Source organism: Nocardioides sp. AE5, assembly GCF_031844485.1.
In the GTDB taxonomy this organism is placed as follows: domain Bacteria; phylum Actinomycetota; class Actinomycetes; order Propionibacteriales; family Nocardioidaceae; genus Nocardioides.
The window spans coordinates 378,691-399,705 of sequence record NZ_JAUZVI010000002.1 but is presented as its reverse complement, the minus strand read 5'-3'; the positions used below and the strand labels follow the sequence as shown (position 1 = coordinate 399,705).

The 21,015-nt window shown below is 68.6% G+C and carries 15 protein-coding genes and 1 tRNA gene; 9 read left to right on the top strand and 7 right to left on the bottom strand.

What is annotated here, in order from left to right; translation table 11 throughout:
- Positions 1-43: 43 nt before the first annotated feature.
- Complete coding sequence (locus Q9R27_RS05060; RefSeq protein WP_311251394.1) at positions 44-1,294, top strand: lipopolysaccharide biosynthesis protein; 1,251 nt, start codon at positions 44-46, stop codon at positions 1,292-1,294.
- Here Q9R27_RS05060 and polA read toward each other — a convergent pair.
- Positions 1,288-3,981 carry a DNA polymerase I gene (polA, locus tag Q9R27_RS05055; RefSeq protein WP_311251249.1) on the bottom strand — a complete coding sequence of 898 codons (2,694 nt, stop codon included), beginning with the start codon at positions 3,979-3,981 and terminating at the stop codon, positions 1,288-1,290. The two genes, Q9R27_RS05060 and polA, sit on opposite strands and share 7 nt — an antisense overlap.
- Before the next feature lie 70 nt (positions 3,982-4,051).
- Here polA and Q9R27_RS05050 point away from each other — a divergent pair, with 70 nt between their 5' ends.
- Positions 4,052-4,486: a hotdog fold thioesterase gene (locus Q9R27_RS05050; RefSeq protein WP_311251248.1), complete on the top strand. Its 435-nt coding sequence runs from the start codon at positions 4,052-4,054 to the stop codon at positions 4,484-4,486.
- A gap of 22 nt (positions 4,487-4,508) precedes the next feature.
- On the opposite strand, the gene Q9R27_RS05045 is transcribed toward Q9R27_RS05050, so the two are convergent.
- The gene (locus Q9R27_RS05045; RefSeq protein ID WP_311251247.1) at positions 4,509-5,072 is read right to left on the bottom strand and encodes a GNAT family N-acetyltransferase; all 564 of its coding nucleotides are present in this window, start codon (positions 5,070-5,072) and stop codon (positions 4,509-4,511) included.
- A gap of 69 nt (positions 5,073-5,141) precedes the next feature.
- Here Q9R27_RS05045 and Q9R27_RS05040 point away from each other — a divergent pair, with 69 nt between their 5' ends.
- From Q9R27_RS05040 to Q9R27_RS05020, 5 genes are all read left to right on the top strand, one after another.
- Positions 5,142-5,885 (top strand): DUF554 domain-containing protein, encoded by a 744-nt coding sequence (locus tag Q9R27_RS05040; protein ID WP_311251246.1) that lies wholly within the window; start codon positions 5,142-5,144, stop codon positions 5,883-5,885.
- Positions 5,886-6,063: 178 nt separating this feature from the next.
- On the top strand, positions 6,064-7,587 hold the full coding sequence (locus Q9R27_RS05035) for an ABC transporter permease subunit (protein WP_311251245.1): 1,524 nt from the start codon (positions 6,064-6,066) through the stop codon (positions 7,585-7,587).
- 13 nt (positions 7,588-7,600) lie between these two features.
- A complete protein-coding gene (locus Q9R27_RS05030; RefSeq protein ID WP_311251244.1) occupies positions 7,601-8,599 on the top strand; it encodes a branched-chain amino acid ABC transporter permease in 999 nt (332 codons plus the stop codon).
- Positions 8,589-9,563, top strand: coding sequence for an ABC transporter ATP-binding protein (locus Q9R27_RS05025; RefSeq protein WP_311251243.1), 975 nt, complete (start codon positions 8,589-8,591; stop codon positions 9,561-9,563). The genes Q9R27_RS05030 and Q9R27_RS05025 overlap by 11 nt, the downstream gene beginning before the upstream one ends.
- Complete coding sequence (locus Q9R27_RS05020) at positions 9,560-10,363, top strand: ABC transporter ATP-binding protein (protein WP_311251242.1); 804 nt, start codon at positions 9,560-9,562, stop codon at positions 10,361-10,363. The genes Q9R27_RS05025 and Q9R27_RS05020 overlap by 4 nt, the downstream gene beginning before the upstream one ends.
- Before the next feature lie 67 nt (positions 10,364-10,430).
- Here Q9R27_RS05020 and Q9R27_RS05015 read toward each other — a convergent pair whose 3' ends face one another.
- Together Q9R27_RS05015 and Q9R27_RS05010 are read right to left on the bottom strand one after the other, a co-directional pair.
- A complete protein-coding gene (locus Q9R27_RS05015) occupies positions 10,431-11,789 on the bottom strand; it encodes an ABC transporter substrate-binding protein (protein WP_311251241.1) in 1,359 nt (452 codons plus the stop codon).
- A 123-nt stretch (positions 11,790-11,912) separates the two neighbouring features.
- Entirely contained in the window at positions 11,913-12,539 is a 627-nt protein-coding gene (locus Q9R27_RS05010) for a response regulator (protein WP_311251240.1), read from the bottom strand.
- Between the two features lie 93 nt (positions 12,540-12,632).
- Between Q9R27_RS05010 and Q9R27_RS05005 the strand changes: the two genes are divergently transcribed.
- Positions 12,633-12,708 (top strand) — tRNA-Leu (locus tag Q9R27_RS05005).
- Positions 12,709-12,765: 57 nt separating this feature from the next.
- Positions 12,766-13,509: a transcriptional regulator gene (locus Q9R27_RS05000; RefSeq protein ID WP_311251239.1), complete on the top strand. Its 744-nt coding sequence runs from the start codon at positions 12,766-12,768 to the stop codon at positions 13,507-13,509.
- Positions 13,510-13,515: 6 nt separating this feature from the next.
- Here Q9R27_RS05000 and pyk read toward each other — a convergent pair whose 3' ends face one another.
- Genes pyk through gltB form a run of 3 tightly spaced genes read right to left on the bottom strand, consistent with a single transcriptional unit; the run spans position 13,516 to position 20,998 of the window.
- A complete protein-coding gene (pyk, locus tag Q9R27_RS04995; protein WP_311251238.1) occupies positions 13,516-14,976 on the bottom strand; it encodes a pyruvate kinase in 1,461 nt (486 codons plus the stop codon).
- 18 nt (positions 14,977-14,994) lie between these two features.
- Positions 14,995-16,452, bottom strand: coding sequence for a glutamate synthase subunit beta (locus Q9R27_RS04990; protein ID WP_311251237.1), 1,458 nt, complete (start codon positions 16,450-16,452; stop codon positions 14,995-14,997).
- Positions 16,445-20,998 carry a glutamate synthase large subunit gene (gene gltB / locus Q9R27_RS04985; protein WP_311251236.1) on the bottom strand — a complete coding sequence of 1,518 codons (4,554 nt, stop codon included), beginning with the start codon at positions 20,996-20,998 and terminating at the stop codon, positions 16,445-16,447. Before gltB ends, Q9R27_RS04990 begins: the two co-directional genes overlap by 8 nt.
- Positions 20,999-21,015: the final 17 nt, after the last annotated feature.

Below are 21,015 nucleotides of genomic sequence, written 5' to 3'. Positions count from 1 at the left end.
CGCGGCAGTGGTGTGCGTGTGACACACTCACGCCGTGGTTTCTATGAGGGAGCGACTGCCCCGCTGGGTGGTCGGCGGTGGCTCGATCGCCGTCGCGATCGGCATCATGAACATCGCGACGTACTCCTTCACCATGATCGCGGCGCGGATGCTCGGGCCCCAGCCGTACGGCGCGCTGGCCAGCCTGATGGCGACCCTCCTGGTCTTCGGGGTGCTGCAACTGGGCCTGCAGGCCACGGCCGCTCGCCGCATCTCGGCTGATCCTGACCACGTGGGGCAGATCGAGACCACGATCCTGCGGGTCTCCTACCGGGCCGCGCTCGCCCTCGGGCTCCTGCTGCTGCTCCTCTCCCCGGTGATCAAGCAGGTGTTGCGCCTGGACGGGCTGCTCACTGCCGTGCTGGTTGCCGTGGCTGTGGTGCCGATGACGGTGATGGGCGGCCAGGCGGGGATCCTGCAGGGCGAAAGACGCTGGCTGCCGCTGGCCTTGGTCTACCTCGCGAACGGCGTACCGCGTCTGGTGATCGGGCTCGCCCTCATCGCCTGGCGCCCGACCGAGTTCGTTGCCATGCTCGCCGTCGTCCTGGGCCAGATGGTGCCCGTCGCCGTCGGCTGGTTCGCGCTGCGCCGCCACCAGCGAAGCCCCGGCGCCAGCAGCACCCGCCACCGGGCCCGCCCCGTGGTCCGCGAGGCGATCCACAACTCGCAGGCCCTCTTCGCCTTCTTCGCCCTGTCCAACGTCGACATCATCGTGGCCCGCAACGTGCTCGACTCGCACGCCGCCGGGCTCTATGCCGGCGGGCTGATCCTCACCAAGGCCGTGCTCTTCCTGCCCCAGTTCATCGTGGTGCTCGCCTTCCCGGCGATGGCCTCGGCCAGCGAACGACGCCGGGCACTGACCCGGAGCCTGTCGCTGATGGCCGTCCTCGGTGCCTGCGCGGTGGGCGGCTCCATCGTGCTGTCGAAGGTCGCGATGATCTTCGTCGGCGGCAGCAGCTATCGCGAGATCGAGGACCGGCTCTGGCTCTTCGCGATCCTCGGCACCGCCCTGGCCATGCTGCAATTGCTGGTCTATTCAGTTCTGGCCCGGCAGGGGCAGCGCTCGATCTACCTGGTCTGGGCGGCGCTCCTGGTTGTCGTCGCACTGGGCATGAACGTCGACTCGCTCGGTGGCCTGCTTGCCGTGGTGGTCGCCGTGGACACCACCCTGCTGGTGGTCCTCTTCGCGCTGAGCCTGGTCATCCTCCGCCACCCGGCCCCCGACCTGGACGAGGAGCCCAGCCCGGTTCAGTGAGCGGCGTCGTGCCAGCTGCGCCCCGTGCCGACGGAGACGTCCAGCGGCACCGCCAGGTCGGCCGCTGCGCCCATCTCGCGGCGTACCAGTTCCTCGAGGGCGTCCCGCTCCCCCGGCGCCACTTCGAGGACCAGTTCGTCGTGGACCTGCAGCAGCATCCGTGACGTGAGCCCGGCGTCCTTGATTGCCGTGTCGACGTTGAGCATGGCCACCTTGATGATGTCGGCGGCCGAGCCCTGGATCGGTGCGTTGAGCGCCATCCGCTCGGCGATCTCGCGGCGTTGCCGGTTGTCGCTGGTCAGGTCCGGGAGATAGCGCCGTCGTCCCATGATGGTCTCGGTGAAGCCGGTGCGCCGGGCCTCCTCGACCACGCCGGCAAGGTAGTCGCGGACCCCGCCGAAGGTCTCGAAGTACTCGTCCATCAGCACCCGGGCCTCCGACGGCGCGATCTTCAGCTGGCCGCCCAGCCCGAAGGCGGAGAGCCCGTAGGCCAGGCCGTAGTTCATCGCCTTGATCTTCGCCCGCATCTCGGGGGTCACCGCCTCCGCATCGACCTCGAAGACCTTCGCTGCGGTGATCGAGTGGAAGTCGCGTCCTGAGCGGAAGGCCTCGATCAGCTCGTTGTCGCCGGACAGGTGCGCCATGATCCGCATCTCGATCTGGCTGTAGTCCGCGGTCATCAGCGACTCGTATCCCTCACCCACCACGAACGCTTCGCGGATCCGGCGCCCCTCCTCGGTGCGGACCGGGATGTTCTGCAGGTTCGGGTCAGTGCTGGAGAGTCGTCCCGTCGCGGCGATCATCTGGTTGAACGTGGTGTGGATGCGGGTGTCGTCGGCGACGGTCTTGAGGAGCCCTTCGACGGTCTGGCGAAGCCGGGTCACGTCGCGGTGGCGCAACAGGTGCTCCAGGAACGGGTGCCCGGTCTTGTCGTGGAGTTGCTGGAGCGCATCGGCGTCCGTCGTCCAGCCGGTCTTGGTCCGCTTGGTCTTCGGCATCTCCAGTTCGTCGAAGAGCACCACCTGCAGCTGCTTGGGCGAGCCGAGGTTGATCTCCTTGCCGATCACCGCATAGGCGTCCTCTGCTGCCTGCTTCACATGGCCGGCGAACTCCGCCTCCAGGCCCTGCAAGTGGGTCAGGTCGACGCCGATGCCGACCTGCTCCATGGCGGCCAGGTTGTCGACCAGCGGCAGCTCGACGTCGCTGAGCAGGTGGGTCCCTCCGTGATCGGCGACCTCCGTGTCGAGCGCGTCGGCCAGGTCCAGCACGGCGCGGGCGCGGAGCATCGCGGTGTCGGCGGCGCCGGAGTCGTCCAGGTCGTCGAGGGCAAGCTGTCCGGCGTCGGCTGCGCCCTGCTTCAGCTCCCGCTTCAGGTAGCGCAACACCAGGTCGGCCAGGTCATAGGAGCGCTGGTCGGGTCGGACCAGGTACGCCGCCAGCGCGGTGTCACTGCGGAGCCCGCGCAGCGCCCAACCACGCGCTGCCAGCGCGAGCATCGGGCCCTTCGCGTCGTGGAGCACCTTCGGCACGTCGGCGTCGCCGAACCAGGCCTGGAGCGCGGCGTCATCACCGGGCGTCGCCTCGCCGGCGTCGAACCACGCGGCGGCGCCGTCGACCGCTGCCAGTGCCACCGTGTGTACGTCGCCGGTCCCGGCGCGCCAGGTGCCCTGCACCGAGACACCGACCCGCTCACCGTCGCGTGCGTGCGCCTGGAGCCAGCCTTCGACCTCGTCGGACCCCAGGCGCGTGGTGTCGAGTTCGAAGCCGGATTCGTCGATCTCCTCCTCCGACTCGAGGGTCTCGAAGAGGCGATCGCGCAGGACGCGGAACTCGAGGCTGTCGAAGAGGGTGTGCACCTCGTGGCGATCCCACGGCTTGACTGCGAGGTCGCCCGGGGCGACGGGGAGGTCCAGGTCGTCGACGAGGCGGTTGAGCCTGCGGTTGCGGATCACGTCGCCCAGGTGGGCGCGCAGGTTTTCCCCCGCCTTCCCCTTGACCTCGTCGGCGCGGGCGATGATGTTCTCCAGCCCGTCATAGGTGGTGATCCACTTCGCGGCGGTCTTCGGGCCGACGCCGGGGATGCCGGGCAGGTTGTCGGAGTCCTCACCGACCAGGGCCGCGATCTCGGGGTAGCGGTGCGGTGGCACGCCGTACTTCGCCTCGACAGCATCCGGGGTCATCCGGGCCAGATCGGAGACGCCACGCATCGGGTACAGGACGGTCGAGGACTCGGTGACCAGTTGCAGCGAGTCGCGGTCCCCGGTGAGCAGCAGCACCTCCATCCCGTCGGCGAGCGCCTGGCGGGTGAGGGTGGCCAGGATGTCGTCGGCCTCGTACTCCTCCTTGGTCAGCCAGGTGATCCGCAGGGCGTCGAGCACCTCCTGGATCAGCGGCAACTGGCTCTTGAACTCGTCGGGGGTCTTGTTCCGCTTCGCCTTGTAGTCGCTGTATTCGGCGAGCCGGAAGGTCTGCCGGGAGAGGTCGAAGGCGACCGCGACATGGGTCGGTTGCTCGTCACGGAGCACGTTGATCAGCATCGAGGTGAAGCCATAGACCGCATTGGTCGACTGGCCCGTCGTCGTCGAGAAGTTCTCCACCGGCAGGGCGAAGAACGCGCGATAGGCGAGGGAGTGCCCGTCGAGGAGCAGCAGGCGTGGACGGTCCGGGCTGGTCTGGTTCTGTGGCACGCGACGACTCTATCCAGTGGCGGCGATGGGCGGTGCGCCCGGCGGTGGACCCGTTGGGCAGAATGACTGCATGGACAAGGAAACCATCAGCGCCGAGGCCATCGAGAACCTGCTGGCCTCGATGCCGGACGGCCAGGGCAGCCTCAACGAGAAGATGGGCGTGGAGATCATCGAGGTCACCCCGGACCGGATCGTGGGGACCATGCCGGTGGAGGGCAACACCCAGCCCTACGGCCTGTTGCACGGTGGGGCATCCGTGGTGCTCGCCGAGACCCTGGGGTCGATGGGTTCGGCACTGCACGCGTGGCCGGACAAGATCGCCGTCGGCGTCGACATCAACGCCACCCACCACCGCTCGGCCACCTCGGGCACCGTCACCGGTGTCGCCACCCCGGCACACAAGGGACGGACGAGTTGCACCTGGGAGATCGTGATCAGCGACGAGCGGGGCAAGCGCGTGTGCACCTCCCGGATCACCTGCGCGCTGATCGCGGCACCTGCCTGAGGCATCCGGCCAGATCGGCAGCTCAGGCGAGGTCGCGCTGGCGGCGCATCGAGCGTCGCTGCGCCAGCACCTGCCCCAGCGGTTGGCGATGTGTGCTGCCGGCCGTACGGCGCCCCGACACCTTCGCCCGGACCACGGCCGTGGGGGCCAACCGCAGCACCGCCTGCGGCGCCAGGCCCATCCGGGCCAGGAAGCGGTGCGCGTCGCGTGAATTGCTCATCGAGGCCGCGCTGACGTGCCCGATGCCGTGCTCCTCGGCGTACAGCACGGCGGCCTCGATCAGCAGTTTCCCGATGCCGCGGCGCCGGAAGTCGGGGGACACGTACGGCGTGATCGCCTGCACCGCCACCTCGTCACCGAACGGCGTGATCGCCTCAACCCTCAGCACGACTGCCCCGGCCACCTCTCCGCCGACCTCGGCCACCACGATCCGCTGGTCCTCGCTGGCCGCGATCCGGTCGATGGTGGCGAGCATCTCGGCCACCGGATCGGCGGTCGGCGCATGCAACAACTCACCCCACAACAGGACGAGCGCCGAGGCGTCACCCGGAGTTGCCTTGCGCAGCAGCGCCGGCGTCCGGCTCATCGGCTCCTCCTCGCTCGGTTGTCACACGGAGACTACGCTCAGCCCGCCCCATCTGTCACAGGAGCCCCCATGCCCGGCATCGGCACGCTCGTCAACATCGCCACCGTCGTGGTCGGCGCTCTCCTCGGCCTGCTCCTGGGCAACCGCCTGCCGCAACGCACCCGGGACCTGGTCACCGATGCGCTCGGGCTGGTCACCCTGCTGATCGCCGCCGTCAGCGCGATGGACGTGCTCAGTCCGGACCTGGCCGCCCGGGTGGGCACCAGTGCAACGATGCTGGTCGTCCTCGGCTCCCTGCTGCTCGGCGGGATCGCCGGATCGCTGATGCGCCTCGAGACGCGCGTGGAAGCCCTGGGGGGCTGGCTCCAGCGACGGCTGCAGGGAGACGGTGACTCGGTGGAGCGGCACCGGTTCATCGAAGGGTTCGTGACTTCCTCGCTGGTCTTCTGCACCGGTCCGCTGACCATCCTCGGGTCGCTCAACGACGGCCTGGGCAACGGCGCCGACCAACTCTTCCTGAAGTCCGCACTGGACGGGTTCGCCGCCATCGCCTTCGCTGCCGCGTTCGGCTGGGGCGTGATGGCCAGCGTGCTGACCCTGGTGGTGGTCCAGGGGTCACTGACCGCGGTGGGCATGACCCTGGGCGACGCCCTGCCCGAGGCGCACCTGGCCGCGATCACGGCCGTGGGCGGACTGATCCTGGTCGCCGTCGCGCTGCGACTGCTGCGGATCCGCGAACTCCCCGTCGCAGACCTGCTGCCGGCGCTCCTGGTGGCCCCGGCCCTGGTCCAGATCGTGGCCATGCTCCGCTGAAGGCCCATGACACATTTTGGCTACAAGTCGGTGACGACTGCCGCATAATGCTATGACCTGCGTCACGCTATGGATATAGTCCGGCACCGTCCCGGGGGCCAGACCGGCCTCGCGCGACCGCCCGGCAACCGAACCGACAGGAGCCCTTGTGCAAAGGCGAACAGCCCGAATCCTGAGCATGCTTTTGGGGGCGATGGCGCTCGTCGCCGGCATCGCGACAACCCTCCCGGCCCACGCTGCTGAGGAGACCCTCACCGGCAGCGTGGTGAACATCAACGGCGCTGCCGTGCCCGAGGTCCCGGTCGCGGTGACCTCCGAGGACGGGTCGTTCTCCACCGAGGCGGTGACCGACGCCCAGGGCATCTTCACGGTGACCACGCCCGGTCCCGGCACGTACGTCGCGACCGTCGACCCCGACAACGTCCCGCCCGGGGTGATGGTCCCCGAGCGGGCCAGCGAGGGCATCAGCGTGACGCTGCCGACCGAGTCGATCCTCGAGATCCAGCTCCGTCTCACGGAGGCCATCAGCGGCACCATCCTCAACCAGGTCGGCGACGCCAAGGACCCGGTCGCCGGCGTACCGATCGTGGTCGAGTCCAGCGACGGTTCGTTCAACGAGACGGCCACCTCCGACGAAGAAGGCGAGTGGACCGTCTTCCTGCCCGGCCCGGGCCAGTACAAGGTGTACGTCGACACCGAGAACCTCCCCGAAGGCGTCTTCGTCCGCGAGGGCTACAGCTCCGAGGTCAATGTCGCGATCAACTCCGGCGTCCAGCGGACCGTGCTCTTCCCGATGGGTGAGGACAACCGCCGCGTGCTGGGCACCTTCGACAAGGCACTCCAGCTGACCGTCGAGGGCATCCGCTTCGGCCTGCTCCTGGCGCTGGCTGCGCTGGGCCTCTCCCTGATCTTCGGCACCACCGGCCTGGTCAACTTCGCCCACGGCGAGATGATCACCATCGGCGCCGTGGTGGCCTGGTCGCTCAACGTCGCCGGACTCCATCTCCTCCTGGCCGCCGTGGTGGCGGTCATCGCATGTGCCCTGCTGGGTGGAGCACAGGAGGTCGGATTGTGGAAACCCTTGCGCAGACGGAAGACCGGACTGATCTCGATGATGATCATCACCATCGGGATGTCGATCTTCCTCCGGTTCGCGATCCAGTTCCTGATCGGCGGGGAGAACAAGACCTACAAGAACTACGTGGTCCAGGAGGGGATCAACTTCGGCCCCGTCTCCCTGGCGCCGCGCGACCTGTGGAGCATGGCGCTGGCCCTGATCATCCTCGTCCTTGCCGGACTCTTCGTGGTCCGCAGCAGGATGGGGAAGGCGATGCGGGCGGTCTCCGACAACCCGGCGCTGGCCTCGGCCTCCGGCATCGACGTCAACCGGGTGATCCTCTTCGTCTGGGTCTTCGGCGGCGCGATGGCGGGCCTGGCCGGCGTGCTGCTCGGCCTCTCCCAGCAGGTCAAGTTCGAGATGGGCTTCAACCTGCTGCTGCTGATCTTCGCCGGCGTCATCCTCGGCGGGCTGGGAACCGCCTTCGGCGCCCTGGTGGGCAGCCTGGTGGTCGGGCTCTTCGTGACGCTCTCCACGCTGTGGATCCCACCGGAGTTGAAGTACATCCCGGCATTCGCCGTACTGATCCTGATCCTGTTGGTCCGACCCCAGGGCATCCTGGGCCGGTCCGAGCGAGTCGGCTGAGGAGGACATAGACATGGACTGGGGATCAATCGCCTCACAGACGCTCTCGGCCCTGATCGGGTGGGAGGTCGTCGCCTACTGCCTGGCGGCAATGGGCCTGAACATCCACTTCGGTTACACCGGACTGCTCAACTTCGGCCAGGCAGGCTTCATGGCCATGGGTGCCTACGGCGTGGCCATGGGCATCTCCACCTTCGGACTCTCCCTGCCGGTGGCACTGCTGTTCGCCATCGCCTGGACTGTCTTCCTGGCGCTCCTGCTGGGCATCCCGACGCTCCGGTTGCGGGCCGACTACCTCGCCATCGTCACCATTGCGGCCGGTGAGATCCTGCGCCTCTTCTTCCGCTCGGCGTCGCTGAGCGAGTGGACCGGTGGCTCCGACGGACTGCAGGGCTCGCCCGTCTTCACCACGCAGTTCAAGAGCCTCAACCCCTATTCGGGTGGCCTCAACATCGGGCCCTTCCACCTCGGCCAGCACACCCTGTGGGTGGTCACCGTGGGATGGATCCTGGTAGGCGGCGGCATCTTGTTGACCTGGCTGCTGATGCGCAGCCCGTGGGGTCGCGTGATCAAGGGCATCCGCGAGGACGAGGACGCCGTACGCAGCCTGGGCAAGAACGTCTTCTCCTACAAGATGCAGAGCCTGATCATCGGTGGCCTCTTCGGCGCCGCGGCCGGCATGGTGATCGCCCTGGCCAACTCGTCGGCCAACCCGGACAACTTCGCCCCGCAGTACACGTTCTTCGCCTACACCGTGTTGCTCCTCGGCGGCGCAGCGCGGGTGTTCGGCCCGCTGGTCGGTGCGGTCATCTTCTGGGGCTCCCTGGTGCTGCTCGACGCCGTGCTGAAGAACGCGGTGGGTGCCGGCCTCATCCCCGAATGGCTGATGAACGAAAACCAGATCGGACAGGTCCGCTTCATGATGGTCGGCCTGGTCCTGATGCTGTTGATGATCTATCGCCCGCAAGGGATCTTCGGCGACAAGAAGGAGCTGCAGCTCGATGCCCGCTGAGAACGACGCACCCGCCACCGGCGGAGTCGAAACCACCAGCAACCGGGCAGGGGCCCGGGCCACAGCAGCGGTCCAGGCGCTGGCCGGGGCCGAGGCCGTGGCCGGCGGCTCCAAGCCCGACCCGATCCTTGTCGCCGACAACGTGGTGCGCACCTTCGGCGGCCTCAAGGCCGTCGACGTCGACCACGTCGAGATCCAGCGTGGCTCCATCACTGCCCTGATCGGCCCGAACGGGGCCGGGAAGACCACGTTCTTCAACCTGTTGACCGGCTTCGACCAGCCGGACACCGGGACGTGGACGTTCAACGGCCAGGACATCTCCAAGCTGCCGGCGTACAAGGTCGCCCGGCAGGGCATGGTCCGCACCTTCCAGCTGACCAAGTCCCTGGCCCGGTTGACGGTGCTGGAGAACCTGCGCCTGGGCGCCAAGGAGCAGCGTGGGGAACGCCTCTGGGCCTCGATCCTGCCGTTCCTGTGGCGCGACGAGGAACGAGCGATCACCGAGCGGGCCGAGGAGTTGCTGGAGCACTTCAACCTGGTCCGGGTGCGTGATGACTTCGCCGGCAGCCTCTCCGGGGGCCAGCGCAAGCTCCTCGAGATGGCCCGCGCCCTGATGGCCAGCCCCGAGATGGTGATGCTGGACGAGCCGATGGCAGGGGTGAACCCCCGCCTGCGCCAGACTCTCAACGACCACATCCGGGGCCTGCGTGAGGAAGGCATGACCGTAGTCTTCGTGGAGCACGACATGGACGTCGTCCGTGACGTCTCCGACTGGGTCATCGTGATGGCCCAGGGCAAGGTGGTGGCCGAGGGGCCGCCGGAGGAGGTGATGGCCCAGCAGTCCGTCATCGATGCCTACCTGGGTGCGCATCACGATGCGCCGCTGTCCCTGGAGGAAGAAGAGGCGCAACTCGAGGCTGCCGAGGACGAGGCGGCCCGCGAAGCCGAGGAGGAGACCTCGTGAGCAAGAAGACCGGATCCAACGCGTACGGCGACGGCGGGTCCGTCGGGATCGACCGCGAGGAACACCTGTCCGCCGCTGAGGGCGCCCTCCTCCGGGTCGATGACCTGAGCGCCGGATACATCCCCGGCGTGAACATCCTCAACGGCTGCGACTTCCACGTCAGCGAGGGTGAACTCGTCGGCATCATCGGCCCCAACGGCGCCGGCAAGTCCACCCTGCTCAAGGCCATGTTCGGCCTGGTGGAGACCCGCTCCGGAGAGATCACGCTGCGTGGCGAGTCGCTGGTCGGCCGCAAGGCCAACCAGCTCGTGGAACTGGGCGTCGGCTTCGTGCCCCAGACCGAGAACATCTTCCCGACCCTGACCGTGGAGGAGAACCTGCAGATGGGCCTCTTCCTCCGGCCGAAGAAGTTCGAGGAGCGCTGGGACTACGCCACCAGCCTCTTCCCTCGCCTGGAGGACCTCCGCAAGCAACGCGCTGGCTCGCTCTCCGGTGGTGAGAGGCAGATGGTGGCCATGGCCAGGGCCCTGATGATGGAGCCGTCGGTGCTGCTTCTGGACGAGCCCTCGGCGGGGCTCTCCCCCGTCCTGCAGGACGAGGTCTTCATCCTGGCCAAGCGGATCAACCGCACCGGGGTCAGCGTCGTCATGGTCGAGCAGAACGCCCGTCGCTGCCTGCAGATCTGTGACCGTGCCTATGTCCTGGACCAGGGCAAGAACGCCTACACCGGCACCGGTTCGGACCTGATGAACGACCCCCACGTCATCGGCCTCTACCTGGGCACGCTGGCCAAGGCCTGACGAAACACCAAACGGGGCCGGCACGGGATTTCCCGTGCCGGCCCCGTCCGTGTTGGGACCGGGGTGATCAGCCGATGTCGTCCTCGGAGATCTGGCCCTGCTGAGCCTCGACGAACTCGTAGGTGCCGTCCGGCTTGTACTGGTAGATACCGATGAAGGCAGTGCCCGGGTCACCGGTTTCGAGGAAGTCGACCGGACCGCTGTAGCCGTCGTAGTCGATGTCCTCGCCGTTCTCCAGCAGCTCCTTGCACTCGGCGAATGAGGTGCACTTGGTGCCGCCCTTCGAGACGTTCACCAGCTCCTTGGCGATGTCCGGACCAGCGTCGGACTCGGCAGCGATCGCCGCCAGTGCGATCAGGATCGCCCCGTCGTACGACTCGGCTGCATAGCTCCAGTCGGTGAGGTTGCTGTCGACCGTGGCCAGGCGCTGCTTGAGCTCGTCCGTGGCTGCCACGCCGGGCAGGGAGCCCTTGACGTTCGGGCCCATGGTGCCGGCGTCGAAGTCCTTGGAGAAGTCGCTCAGGTTGCCGTCGACCAGGTAGATCTTCTTCGTCGCCGGGCCGATGCCCTGCTTGACCAGCTCGGGGATGATCTTCTTGGTCTCGTCGAACCCGATCAGCACGATGGCCTCCGGGTCGTCACCCTTGACCTCGGACACCTCGGTCGCGTAGTTGGCGGCCTTGGGGTCGTAGATGATCTTCTTGACGACCTCACCGTTGGAAGCCTTGACGTTCTTCTCCACCTGGTCGGCCAGACCCGTGCCGTAGGCGTCCTGGAGGGCCAGGATCGCCACGGTGGCGTTGCCGTCCGCGATCACCTGCTCGGCCAGCACCCGACCCTGCAGGACGTCCGGCGGAGCGGTGCGGAAGTAGAGCCCGCCGTCGCAGTAGCTGCTGAACTGGTCCGAGGTGTTGGCCGGGGACAGCTGCACCATGCCGGCGTCGGTGATCTTGTCGATCACCAGCAGCGAGACACTCGAGGAGGCGGCACCGATCACGACGTCCGCGTCCGCAGCGATGAGGCTGTCCACGGACTGCGAAGCGATCGGGTTCTGCGCGTCACCGGAGTCGGAGTGGACGACCTCGACGTCATTGCCGAGCACGCCGCCCGCCTCGTTGATGTCCTTGACGGCCAGGTTGACCGCGGCGAACTCGGGCGGCCCGAGGAATGCGAGCGACCCGGTCTGCGGCAGCAGCGTGCCGAACTTGAGTACGCCGTCACCCTTGACGTCGGGGACCTGCTTGGCCGAGCAGTCCGGGGCATCCCCGCCGCTGCCGCCCGATTCGCCCTCGGTGGCCTGGTTGGTGCTGTTCCCGGATGCGTTGTTCTCGTCCGGGTCGTCGCTGCCGCACGAGGCACCGAGGGCAAGCACGGCCCCGACTGCAATCGCAGTGCCGAGGCGCAACTTCTTGTTGGGACGGATCATGGACCCTCCGATGTGTCAGGTTTCGCCATGCCGGCGGCACGGCCTGATGTGAGCAACCTAACGCCAAAGGGCCTTGATTTGAGCGCAACGCCCACCCCGTTGCGAATTCGTGACCTTGGCCGGTCAGTCGTCGTCGCCCGCCGGAGACCCGGTGGCCTCGACGCCGTGCTCGATGACGCCCTCGGCCACCTGCCGCATCGAGAGGCGCAGGTCCATCGCCGTCTTCTGGATCCACCGGAAGGCATCCTGCTCCGAGAGGCCGAGTTCTGCCTGCAGGGCCCCCTTGGCGCGCTCGACCGCACGCCGGACCGCAAGGCGCTCGTTGAGGTCGACGACCTCCTGCTCCAGCGCGGCGATCTCGGTGAAGCGGCTCAGCGCCATCTCGATCGCGGGCACGAGGTCGTCGCGGGAGAACGGCTTCACCAGGTAGGCCATCGCACCTGCGTCGCGCGCCCGTTCCACCAGGTCGCGCTGGGAGAAGGCGGTGAGGATGACGACCGGGGCGATCCGCTGCGCCGCGATCCGCTCCGCCGCCGAGATGCCGTCCAGCTTGGGCATCTTCACGTCGAGGACCACAAGGTCGGGGCGGAGTTCCTCAGCCAGTTCGATGGCCCTCTCCCCATCGGCTGCCTGGCCCACGACGTCGTACCCCTCCTCGGCGAGCATCTCGGCGAGGTCCATCCGGATCAGCGCCTCGTCCTCGGCGATGACGACGCGGCGTACGGCGCTGGCGGCATGGGGCTGGTTCACGAGCACAAGGATATGGCGGCGGCACGGACCGCGTCGAAATGCTGGCCCGAACGCCACCTGCTGCAGGCAGGTCGGGTAACCTTGCTGCGCCGCGCCCCGGTAGTCCAACGGCAGAGACGATGCACTCAAACTGCATACAGTGTGGGTTCGAATCCCACCCGGGGTACCAACAACCAGCGTCGGCTCCGGGCCCGCATCTGTCGGTGCGTGCGCACATGATGGGTCCATGTACCCGCAAGAAGTGCGTGACCAGGCGTTGGCCCTGCTCGGCGGGCACGCCACCCTGTCCGAGGCCTCACGGATGCTCGGCGTGGCGCGCTCCACGCTCCGGAGTTGGCAGGCCGAGCCAGTTGCGCCAGCCACCACCTGCTTCCGCTGCAGTGATGATGCACGGGCAGATCCATCCGCCTATGCTGCCCTGCTCGGGTTCTACCTCGGCGACGGATGCCTCTCGACCCATCATGGCAAGGCGGTGCTGCGGGTCTCCTGCGACGCGGCCCTGCCAGCGTTAGTCGATGATGTCGCGCACCTGGTCGCCAGGATCGTGCCCGGCAGGACTGTGTTCCGCGTACGGGCCCCCGGTGTCATCGTGGTGCAGGCGGGCTGGAAGCACTGGCTGTGCCTCTTCCCCCAGCACGGACCGGGCCGCAAGCACGAGCGGACGATCGCACTCGAGGAGTGGCAGGAGGCCATCGTCGCCACCCACCCCGGCGACTTCCTGCGCGGGCTCTTCCACTCCGACGGCTCCCGGACGAACAACTGGGCCCGGCGCGAGGTTGCCGGCGTGCTGCGGCGCTATGACTATCCCCGCTGGGAGTTCAGCAACCGGTCCGAGGACATCCATGCCCTGTGCCAGCACGCACTGGACCTCGCCGGGGTGCCGTGGCGCCGACCCTCGGCGAAGGTCACCGCGGTCTCCACCCGGGCCGGAGTGGCACGCCTGGACGCGCTCATCGGCCCGAAGCGCTGAGCCGTCCTACTCCTGGCGTTCGCCCGGACGGCGGTAGGCAGGCGCGATCTCGTTGATGGCGTCGCCCATCCGGTGGATCCGCAACGCGTTCGTGGAGCCCGGGATGCCGGGCGGCGAGCCGGCGATGATCACCACCAGGTCCCCCTCCTCGACCCGGCCGCTGCGCAGCAGTTGTACGTCGACCTGGCGCACCATCTCGTCCGTGTGCTCCACCGGCGCGGTCTTCAGGGTCTCCACGCCCCAGGTCATCGCCAACTGGGCCCGGGTCGAGGCCAGCGGCGTGAACGCCAGCACCGGGATCGCGCCGCGGTAGCGGGAGAGCCGCCGGGCCGAGTCGCCGCTCTGGGTGAAGGCAACCAGGTATTTGGCGTTGACCCGGGTGGCGACCTCGGCCGCCGCCTTGGCGATCACTCCCCCGCGGGTGCGCGGGTTCCAGGCGATCGCGGCCATGTTGTGCAGTTCGTGATCCTCGGTGGAGGCAACGATCCGTGCCATCGTCTCCACCGTGGTGATCGGATACTGCCCGATGCCGGTCTCCCCCGACAGCATCACCGCATCCGCGCCATCGAGTACGGCGTTGGCGACGTCGGACGCCTCGGCCCGCGTCGGCGCAGGGGCAGCAATCATCGACTCGAGCATCTGGGTCGCCACGATCACCGGCTTGGCGTTGCGGCGCGCCTTCTCGATGAGGCGCTTCTGCAGGAACGGCACGTCCTCGAGTGGGCACTCCACGCCGAGGTCGCCGCGGGCCACCATCAGGGCGTCGAACGCCTTGATGATGCCGTCGATGTTCTCGATCGCCTGCGGCTTCTCGATCTTGGCGACCACCGGGACGTGGACGCCCTCCTCGTCCATGATCCGGCGTACGTCGTCAGCGTCCGCCGCGTTGCGCACGAAGCTCAGTGCGATCGCGTCGACGCCCAACTGCAGCGCGAAGCGCAGGTCGGTGACGTCCTTCTCCGAGAGCGCCGGCACGTTGACGGCAACCCCGGGCAGGTTGATCCCCTTGTGGTTGCTGACCAGCCCGCCGACGACGACCTCGGTGACCACGTCGGGTCCCTCGACGGCGACCACCCGCAGGCGCACCTTGCCGTCGTCGATCAGGATCGGGTCGCCGGGCGCGACGTCGTCGGGCAGGCCGGCGTACGTCGTCGACCCCACCTGGGCGTCACCGTCGACGTCGCGGGTGGTGATCGTCCAGCGGTCGCCGCTCTCCAGGCGCACCGGCCCCTGCCCGAAGAGGCCGAGGCGGATCTTGGGGCCCTGGAGGTCCGCGAAGATGCCGACCCCCTTGCCGGTCGCCTCGTCCGCCTCGCGGACCCGCTCATAGACCGCGCGGTGGTCCTCGTGCGTGCCGTGGCTCATGTTGAGCCGGGCCACGTTCATCCCCGCATCCACCAGGCTCCGGATCATCTCCGGGGTCGACGTCGCGGGGCCGAGGGTGCAGACGATCTTTGCTCTACGCACGCCCCGAGCCTATCTGCCTCAGGCCATCAGCGGTCGGGCGGTCGGGGGGATCGGCATCGGCAGGGTGGAGGCACCGGACAACCAGACGTCCACGCCCGCCGCGGCCGAACGGCCCTCGGCGATCGCCCAGACGATCAGCGACTGGCCACGCCCTGCGTCACCGGCGCAGAAGACGCCCTCGACCGAGGTGGCGTACGACTTGTCCCGCACCACGTTGCCGCGCTCGTCGAGGTCCACGCCCAGTTGTTCGAGCAGGCCCTCGCGCTCGGGCCCCACGAACCCCATCGCGAAGAGGACCAGCTGGGCGGGGATCTCGCGCTCGGTCCCCTCGATCGGCTGGAACTTGTCGTCCACCTCGACCAGGCTCAGGGCACGGACGTTGCCGTCCTCGTCGCCGAGGAACTCGGTGGTGGAGACGGCGTACACGCGCTCGCCGCCCTCCTCGTGGGCCGAGGAGACGCGGTAGAGCATCGGGTACGTCGGCCACGGCTGGTTGGCGGGCCGGTGGCTGCCAGGCATCCCCATGATCTCCAGCTGGGTCACCGACCGGGCACCCTGGCGCAGGGAGGTGCCCAGGCAGTCGGCGCCGGTGTCACCGCCACCGATGATCACCACGTCCTTGCCGGTCGCGGTGATCTGGTCGGCGACCTCGTCACCGACCGCGACCCGGTTGGCCTGCGGGAGGAACTCCATGGCCTGGTGGATGCCACCGAACTCGCGGCCCGGCACCGGCAGGTCGCGCGGCACGGTCGACCCGATCGCCAGGACAACGGCGTCGAACCGGTCCCGCAACTGCTCACCGGTGACCTCGACCCCCACCTCGACACCGGGGCGGAAGATGGTGCCCTCGCGGCGCATCTGGTCCAGGCGACGGTCGATGTGCGCCTTCTCCATCTTGAACTCGGGGATGCCGTAGCGCAGCAGGCCGCCGATCCGGTCGGCCCGCTCGTAGACGGCGACCGTGTGCCCGGCCCTGGTCAGCTGCTGGGCCGCGGCCAGCCCGGCCGGACCGGAGCCCACCACTGCGACGCGCTTGCCGGTCAGCCACTCAGGGGGTTCGGGCCGCACGGAGTTGGACTCCCAGGCGCGGTCGATGATCGAGACCTCGACGTTCTTGATCGTCACCGGGTCCTGGTTGATCCCCAGGACGCAGGCGGTCTCGCACGGCGCCGGGCAGAGTCGGCCGGTGAACTCGGGGAAGTTGTTCGTCGCGTGCAGCCGGTCGGTGGCACCGTGCCAGTCGTCGCGCCAGACCAGGTCGTTCCACTCCGGGATGATGTTGCCCAGTGGGCAACCCTGGTGGCAGAACGGGATCCCGCAGTCCATGCAGCGGCTGGCCTGGGTGTTGATGATCGGAAGCAGGGCCCGCCCGATGCCGTCCGGGTAGACCTCCTTCCAGTCCTGGACCCGCTCGTCGACGGGGCGACGGGTCGCGACCTCGCGTCCCTCCTTGAGGAAACCCTTCGGGTCAGCCATGAAGCACCTCCATGATCCGGGCCGCTGCCTGGTCCTCGTCGAGTCCTTCGGCGAGCGCTGCCGCGCGCGCGTCGAGGACCCGCTTGTAGTCCCGGGGCATGACCTCGGTGAATCGGGACAGGCCGCCTGCGGGGCCTGACCAGTCGGACAGCAACTGTTCGGCGATCGTGGACCCGGTCTCCTCCAGGTGCCTGGTCACCAGTTGCTTGAGTTCGTCGGCTGCCTCGCCGTCCACCGGACCGAGGTCGACCAGTTCGAGGTTGACCCGGGCCTGGTCGAGGTCCAGCACGAACGCGATGCCGCCGGACATGCCGGCAGCGAAGTTGCGACCGGTCGGGCCGAGCACGACGACCCGTCCACCGGTCATGTATTCACACCCGTGGTCACCGACGCCCTCGACGACGGCGACCGCACCTGAGTTGCGCACGCAGAACCGCTCCCCCGCGCGTCCACGCAGGTAGATCTCGCCAGACGTGGCGCCGTAGCCGATCGTGTTGCCGGCGATCACCTGCTGGCCCGCGTCGAAGGTGGCGCTCCGGTCGGGGCGCACCACCACGCGACCGCCCGACAGGCCCTTGCCGACGTAGTCGTTGGCATCGCCCTCCAGGCGCAGCGTGACGCCGTGCGGCACGAAGGCCCCGAACGACTGCCCGGCCGACCCGGTGAAGGTGATGTCGATGGTGCCGTCGGGAAGGCCCTCGCCGCGATAGCGCTTGGTGACCTCGTGGCCGAGCATCGTGCCGACGGTGCGGTTGACGTTGCGCACCTCGACCTGGGCCCGCACCGGCTCACCGCGCTCCAGGGCCGGGGCAGCGATCCGGATCAGCTCGTTGTCGAGCGCCTTGTCGAGGCCGTGGTCCTGGCCGGTGGTGTTGCGCCGCGCCGTACCCTCGGGCAGGCCCGGCAGGTGCAGGATCGGCGTGAGGTCGAGACCGGCCGCCTTCCAGTGCTCCACTGCCTCCGCGACGTCGAGTGACTCCACGGCGCCGACCGCCTCGTCGATGCTGCGGAAGCCCAGCTCAGCGAGGAGTTCGCGGACCTCCTCGGCGATGTAGGTGAAGAAGTTGACGACGTACTCGGCCTTGCCGCTGTAGCGCTCACGCAGCACCGGGTTCTGCGTGGCCACGCCCACCGGGCAGGTGTCCAGGTGGCACACGCGCATCATGATGCAGCCCGAGACCACCAGCGGCGCGGTGGCGAAGCCGAACTCCTCGGCACCGAGCAGCGCAGCGATCACCACGTCGCGTCCGGTCTTCAGCTGACCGTCGGCCTGGACCACGATCCGGTCGCGCAGGTTGTTGAGCAGCAGCGTCTGCTGGGTCTCGGCCAGGCCGAGCTCCCAGGGACCCCCGGCGTGCTTGAGCGAGGTCAGCGGGGACGCGCCGGTGCCGCCGTCGTGGCCCGAGACCAGTACGACGTCGGCATGTGCCTTCGAGACGCCGGCGGCGACCGTGCCGACACCGACCTCGGCGACCAGCTTGACGTGCACCCGGGCGACCGGGTTGGCGTTCTTGAGGTCGTGGATCAGCTGGGCGAGGTCCTCGATGGAGTAGATGTCGTGGTGCGGCGGCGGGGAGATGAGTCCCACCCCCGGAGTGCTGTGCCGGGTCTTGGCCACCCACGGATAGACCTTGTGCCCGGGCAGCTGGCCGCCCTCACCGGGCTTGGCGCCCTGGGCCATCTTGATCTGGATGTCGTCGGCGTTGGTGAGGTATTCGGAGGTGACGCCGAACCGGCCGGAGGCGACCTGCTTGATCGACGAGCGGCGCTCGGGGTCGTACAGGCGCTCGGGGTCCTCGCCGCCCTCACCGGTGTTGGACTTGGCGCCCAGCCGGTTCATCGCGATGGCCAGCGTCTCGTGCGCCTCCTGGCTGATCGAGCCGTAGGACATCGCCCCGGTGGAGAAGCGCTTGACGATCTCGGAGGCAGGCTCCACCTCGTCGATCGGGATCGGGGCCCGGCCCGTCTCGGCCGCATCCTTGAACCGGAAGAGGCCGCGCAGCGTCATCAGCCGCTCGGACTGGTCGTTGACACGCGCGGTGTATTGCTTGAACACGTCGTAGCGACCGGCGCGGGTCGCGTGCTGCAGGCGGAAGACCGTCTCCGGGTCGAAGAGGTGCGGTTCGCCACCGCCACTGATGTCCGGACGGCGCCACTGGTATTCGCCACCGACGTTCAGCTCGCGACGCGTGGTCTGGATGCCACTGACCGGGTAGGCCACGTCGTGGCGCATCTTGACCTCGCGGGCGATCTCCTCGATGCCGATGCCGCCGAGCTTGGAGGTGGTGCCGGTGAAGTAGCGGTCCACCACTTCCTGGGAGAGGCCGACGCACTCGAAGACCTGGGCGCCGGTGTAGGAGGCGACCGTGGAGATGCCCATCTTGCTCATCACCTTGACCACGCCCTTGCCGAGGGCGTGGATCAGGTTGCTCACGGCAACCTCGGGGTCGGTGGTCACGTAGCGACCGTCGCGGGCCAGGTCCTCGACGGTCTCCATGGCCAGGTAGGGGTTCACCGCGGCCGCGCCGAACCCGATCAGCAGCGCCACGTGGTGCACCTCGCGGACGTCGCCGGCCTCGACGATCAGGCCGACCTGGGTGCGGGTCTTCTCCCGGACCAGGTGGTGGTGGACCGCGGCGGTCAGCAGCAGCGACGGGATCGGGGCCTTGAACTGGTCGGCGTGGCGGTCGCTGAGCACGATCACCCGGGCGCCGTCGGCGATCGCCGCCGACACCTCGGCACAGATCTCGTCCAGGCGTGCCGCCAGGGAGGCGCCGCCCTCCTCCACGTCGTACAGGCCGCGGGCCACGTGGGTGACGAACCCCGGGTACTTGCCCTCGCGGTTGATGTGGCGGATCTTGACCAGGTCGTCGTTGCTGATCACCGGGAACGGCAGGACCACCTGGCGGCACGAGTCCTCGCTCGGCTCGAGCAGGTTGGACTCCGGGCCGATCGACCCGTTGAGCGAGGTGACGAGCTCTTCCCGGATCGCGTCCAGCGGCGGGTTGGTGACCTGGGCGAAGAGCTGGGCGAAGTAGTCGAAGATCAGCCGCGGCTTCTGTGACAGGGCAGCGATCGGGCTGTCGGTGCCCATCGAACCGATCGCCTCGGCGCCGGTGTTCGCCATCGGGGTGAGCAGCACGCGGAGTTCTTCGTTGGTGTAGCCGAAGACCTGCTGGCGTCGCGTCACCGAGGAGTGGGTGTGCACGATGTGCTCGCGCTCGGGGATGTCGTCGAGGTGGATCAGTCCCCCGTCGAGCCACTCCTGGTAGGGGTGCTCGGCGGCCAGTGCGGACTTGATCTCCTCGTCCTCGACGATCCGGTGCTCCTCGGTGTCGATCAGGAACATCCGGCCCGGCTGCAGCCGGCCCTTGCGCACGATCGTGGCCGGGTCCAGGTCGAGGACGCCGACCTCCGAGGCGAGCACGACGAGTCCGTCATCGGTGACCCAGTAGCGGGCCGGGCGCAGGCCGTTGCGGTCCAGCACCGCGCCGACCTGGGTGCCGTCGGTGAACACGACGCACGCCGGGCCGTCCCAGGGCTCCATCACCGTGGAGTGGAACTCGTAGAAGGCCTTGCGGGCCGGGTCCATCGCCGGGTTCTTCTCCCACGCCTCCGGGATCATCATCATCACCGCGTGGCGCAGCGAACGCCCACCCATGTGGAGCAGCTCGAGGACCTCGTCGAAGGAGGCGGAGTCCGAGGCCTGCGGGTCGCAGATCGGGTAGAGCCGGGCCAGGTCGCCGGGGATGGCATCGGAGGCAAGGAGTGCCTCGCGGGCACGCATCCAGTTGCGGTTGCCCTTGACCGTGTTGATCTCGCCGTTGTGGGCGATGAACCGGAACGGGTGGGCGAGGGGCCAGCTGGGGAAGGTGTTGGTGGAGAACCGGGAGTGGACCACGGCAATGGCCGAGGCCATCCGCTCGTCGGTCAGGTCGCCGAAGACCTGGTCGAGCTGGTCGGTGGTGAGCATGCCCTTGTAGGCCAGGGTGCGGGAGGAGAGCGAGGGGAAGTAGACGTCGGTCTCCCGCTCGGCGCGCTTGCGCAGGCAGAAGGCGAGGCGCTCCAGCGCCATCTGGTCGCCGGCCACGTCCGCGGTGACGAAGAGCTGCACGAAGGTCGGCATGCACTCGAGGGCGGTGGCACCGAGCGGCTCGGTGTTGACCGGCACCTCACGCCAGCCGAGGACGGTGAGGCCCTCCTCGACGGCCATCTCCTCGATCCGGGCCCGGGTTGCGGCCACCGCTGCCTCGTCACCGGGCAGGAATGCGGTGCCCACGGCGTACGTGCCGGCGGCCGGCAGATCGAAGTCGACCACGGCGCGCAGGAAGGCGTCGGGGACCTGGAGGAGGATGCCGGCGCCGTCGCCGGAGTTCGGCTCCGCGCCAGCGGCGCCACGGTGCTCGAGGTTGCGCAGGGCGGTCAGGGCCTTGGCCACGATGTCGTGGCTCGCCTCACCGGTCAGCGTGGCAACGAACGCAACACCACACGCGTCGTGCTCGTGGGCGCCGTCGTACAGGCCCTGGGCCGGAGGGAATGCATGCATCGGCACTCTCCTGTCGT

Bases quoted from the DNA above. Each gene is read 5' to 3' on its own strand.
- Q9R27_RS05060 (WP_311251394.1), top strand. From the start codon at position 44: ATGAGGGAGCGACTGCCCCGCTGGGTGGTCGGCGGTGGCTCGATCGCC.
- Q9R27_RS05050 (WP_311251248.1), top strand. From the start codon at position 4,052: ATGGACAAGGAAACCATCAGCGCCGAGGCCATCGAGAACCTGCTGGCC.
- Q9R27_RS05045 (WP_311251247.1), bottom strand. From the start codon at position 5,072: ATGAGCCGGACGCCGGCGCTGCTGCGCAAGGCAACTCCGGGTGACGCC.
- Q9R27_RS05040 (WP_311251246.1), top strand. From the start codon at position 5,142: ATGCCCGGCATCGGCACGCTCGTCAACATCGCCACCGTCGTGGTCGGC.
- Q9R27_RS05035 (WP_311251245.1), top strand. From the start codon at position 6,064: ATGCTTTTGGGGGCGATGGCGCTCGTCGCCGGCATCGCGACAACCCTC.
- Q9R27_RS05030 (WP_311251244.1), top strand. From the start codon at position 7,601: ATGGACTGGGGATCAATCGCCTCACAGACGCTCTCGGCCCTGATCGGG.
- Q9R27_RS05025 (WP_311251243.1), top strand. From the start codon at position 8,589: ATGCCCGCTGAGAACGACGCACCCGCCACCGGCGGAGTCGAAACCACC.
- Q9R27_RS05015 (WP_311251241.1), bottom strand. From the start codon at position 11,789: ATGATCCGTCCCAACAAGAAGTTGCGCCTCGGCACTGCGATTGCAGTC.
- Q9R27_RS05000 (WP_311251239.1), top strand. From the start codon at position 12,766: ATGTACCCGCAAGAAGTGCGTGACCAGGCGTTGGCCCTGCTCGGCGGG.
- Q9R27_RS04990 (WP_311251237.1), bottom strand. From the start codon at position 16,452: ATGGCTGACCCGAAGGGTTTCCTCAAGGAGGGACGCGAGGTCGCGACC.
- gltB (WP_311251236.1), bottom strand. From the start codon at position 20,998: ATGCATGCATTCCCTCCGGCCCAGGGCCTGTACGACGGCGCCCACGAG.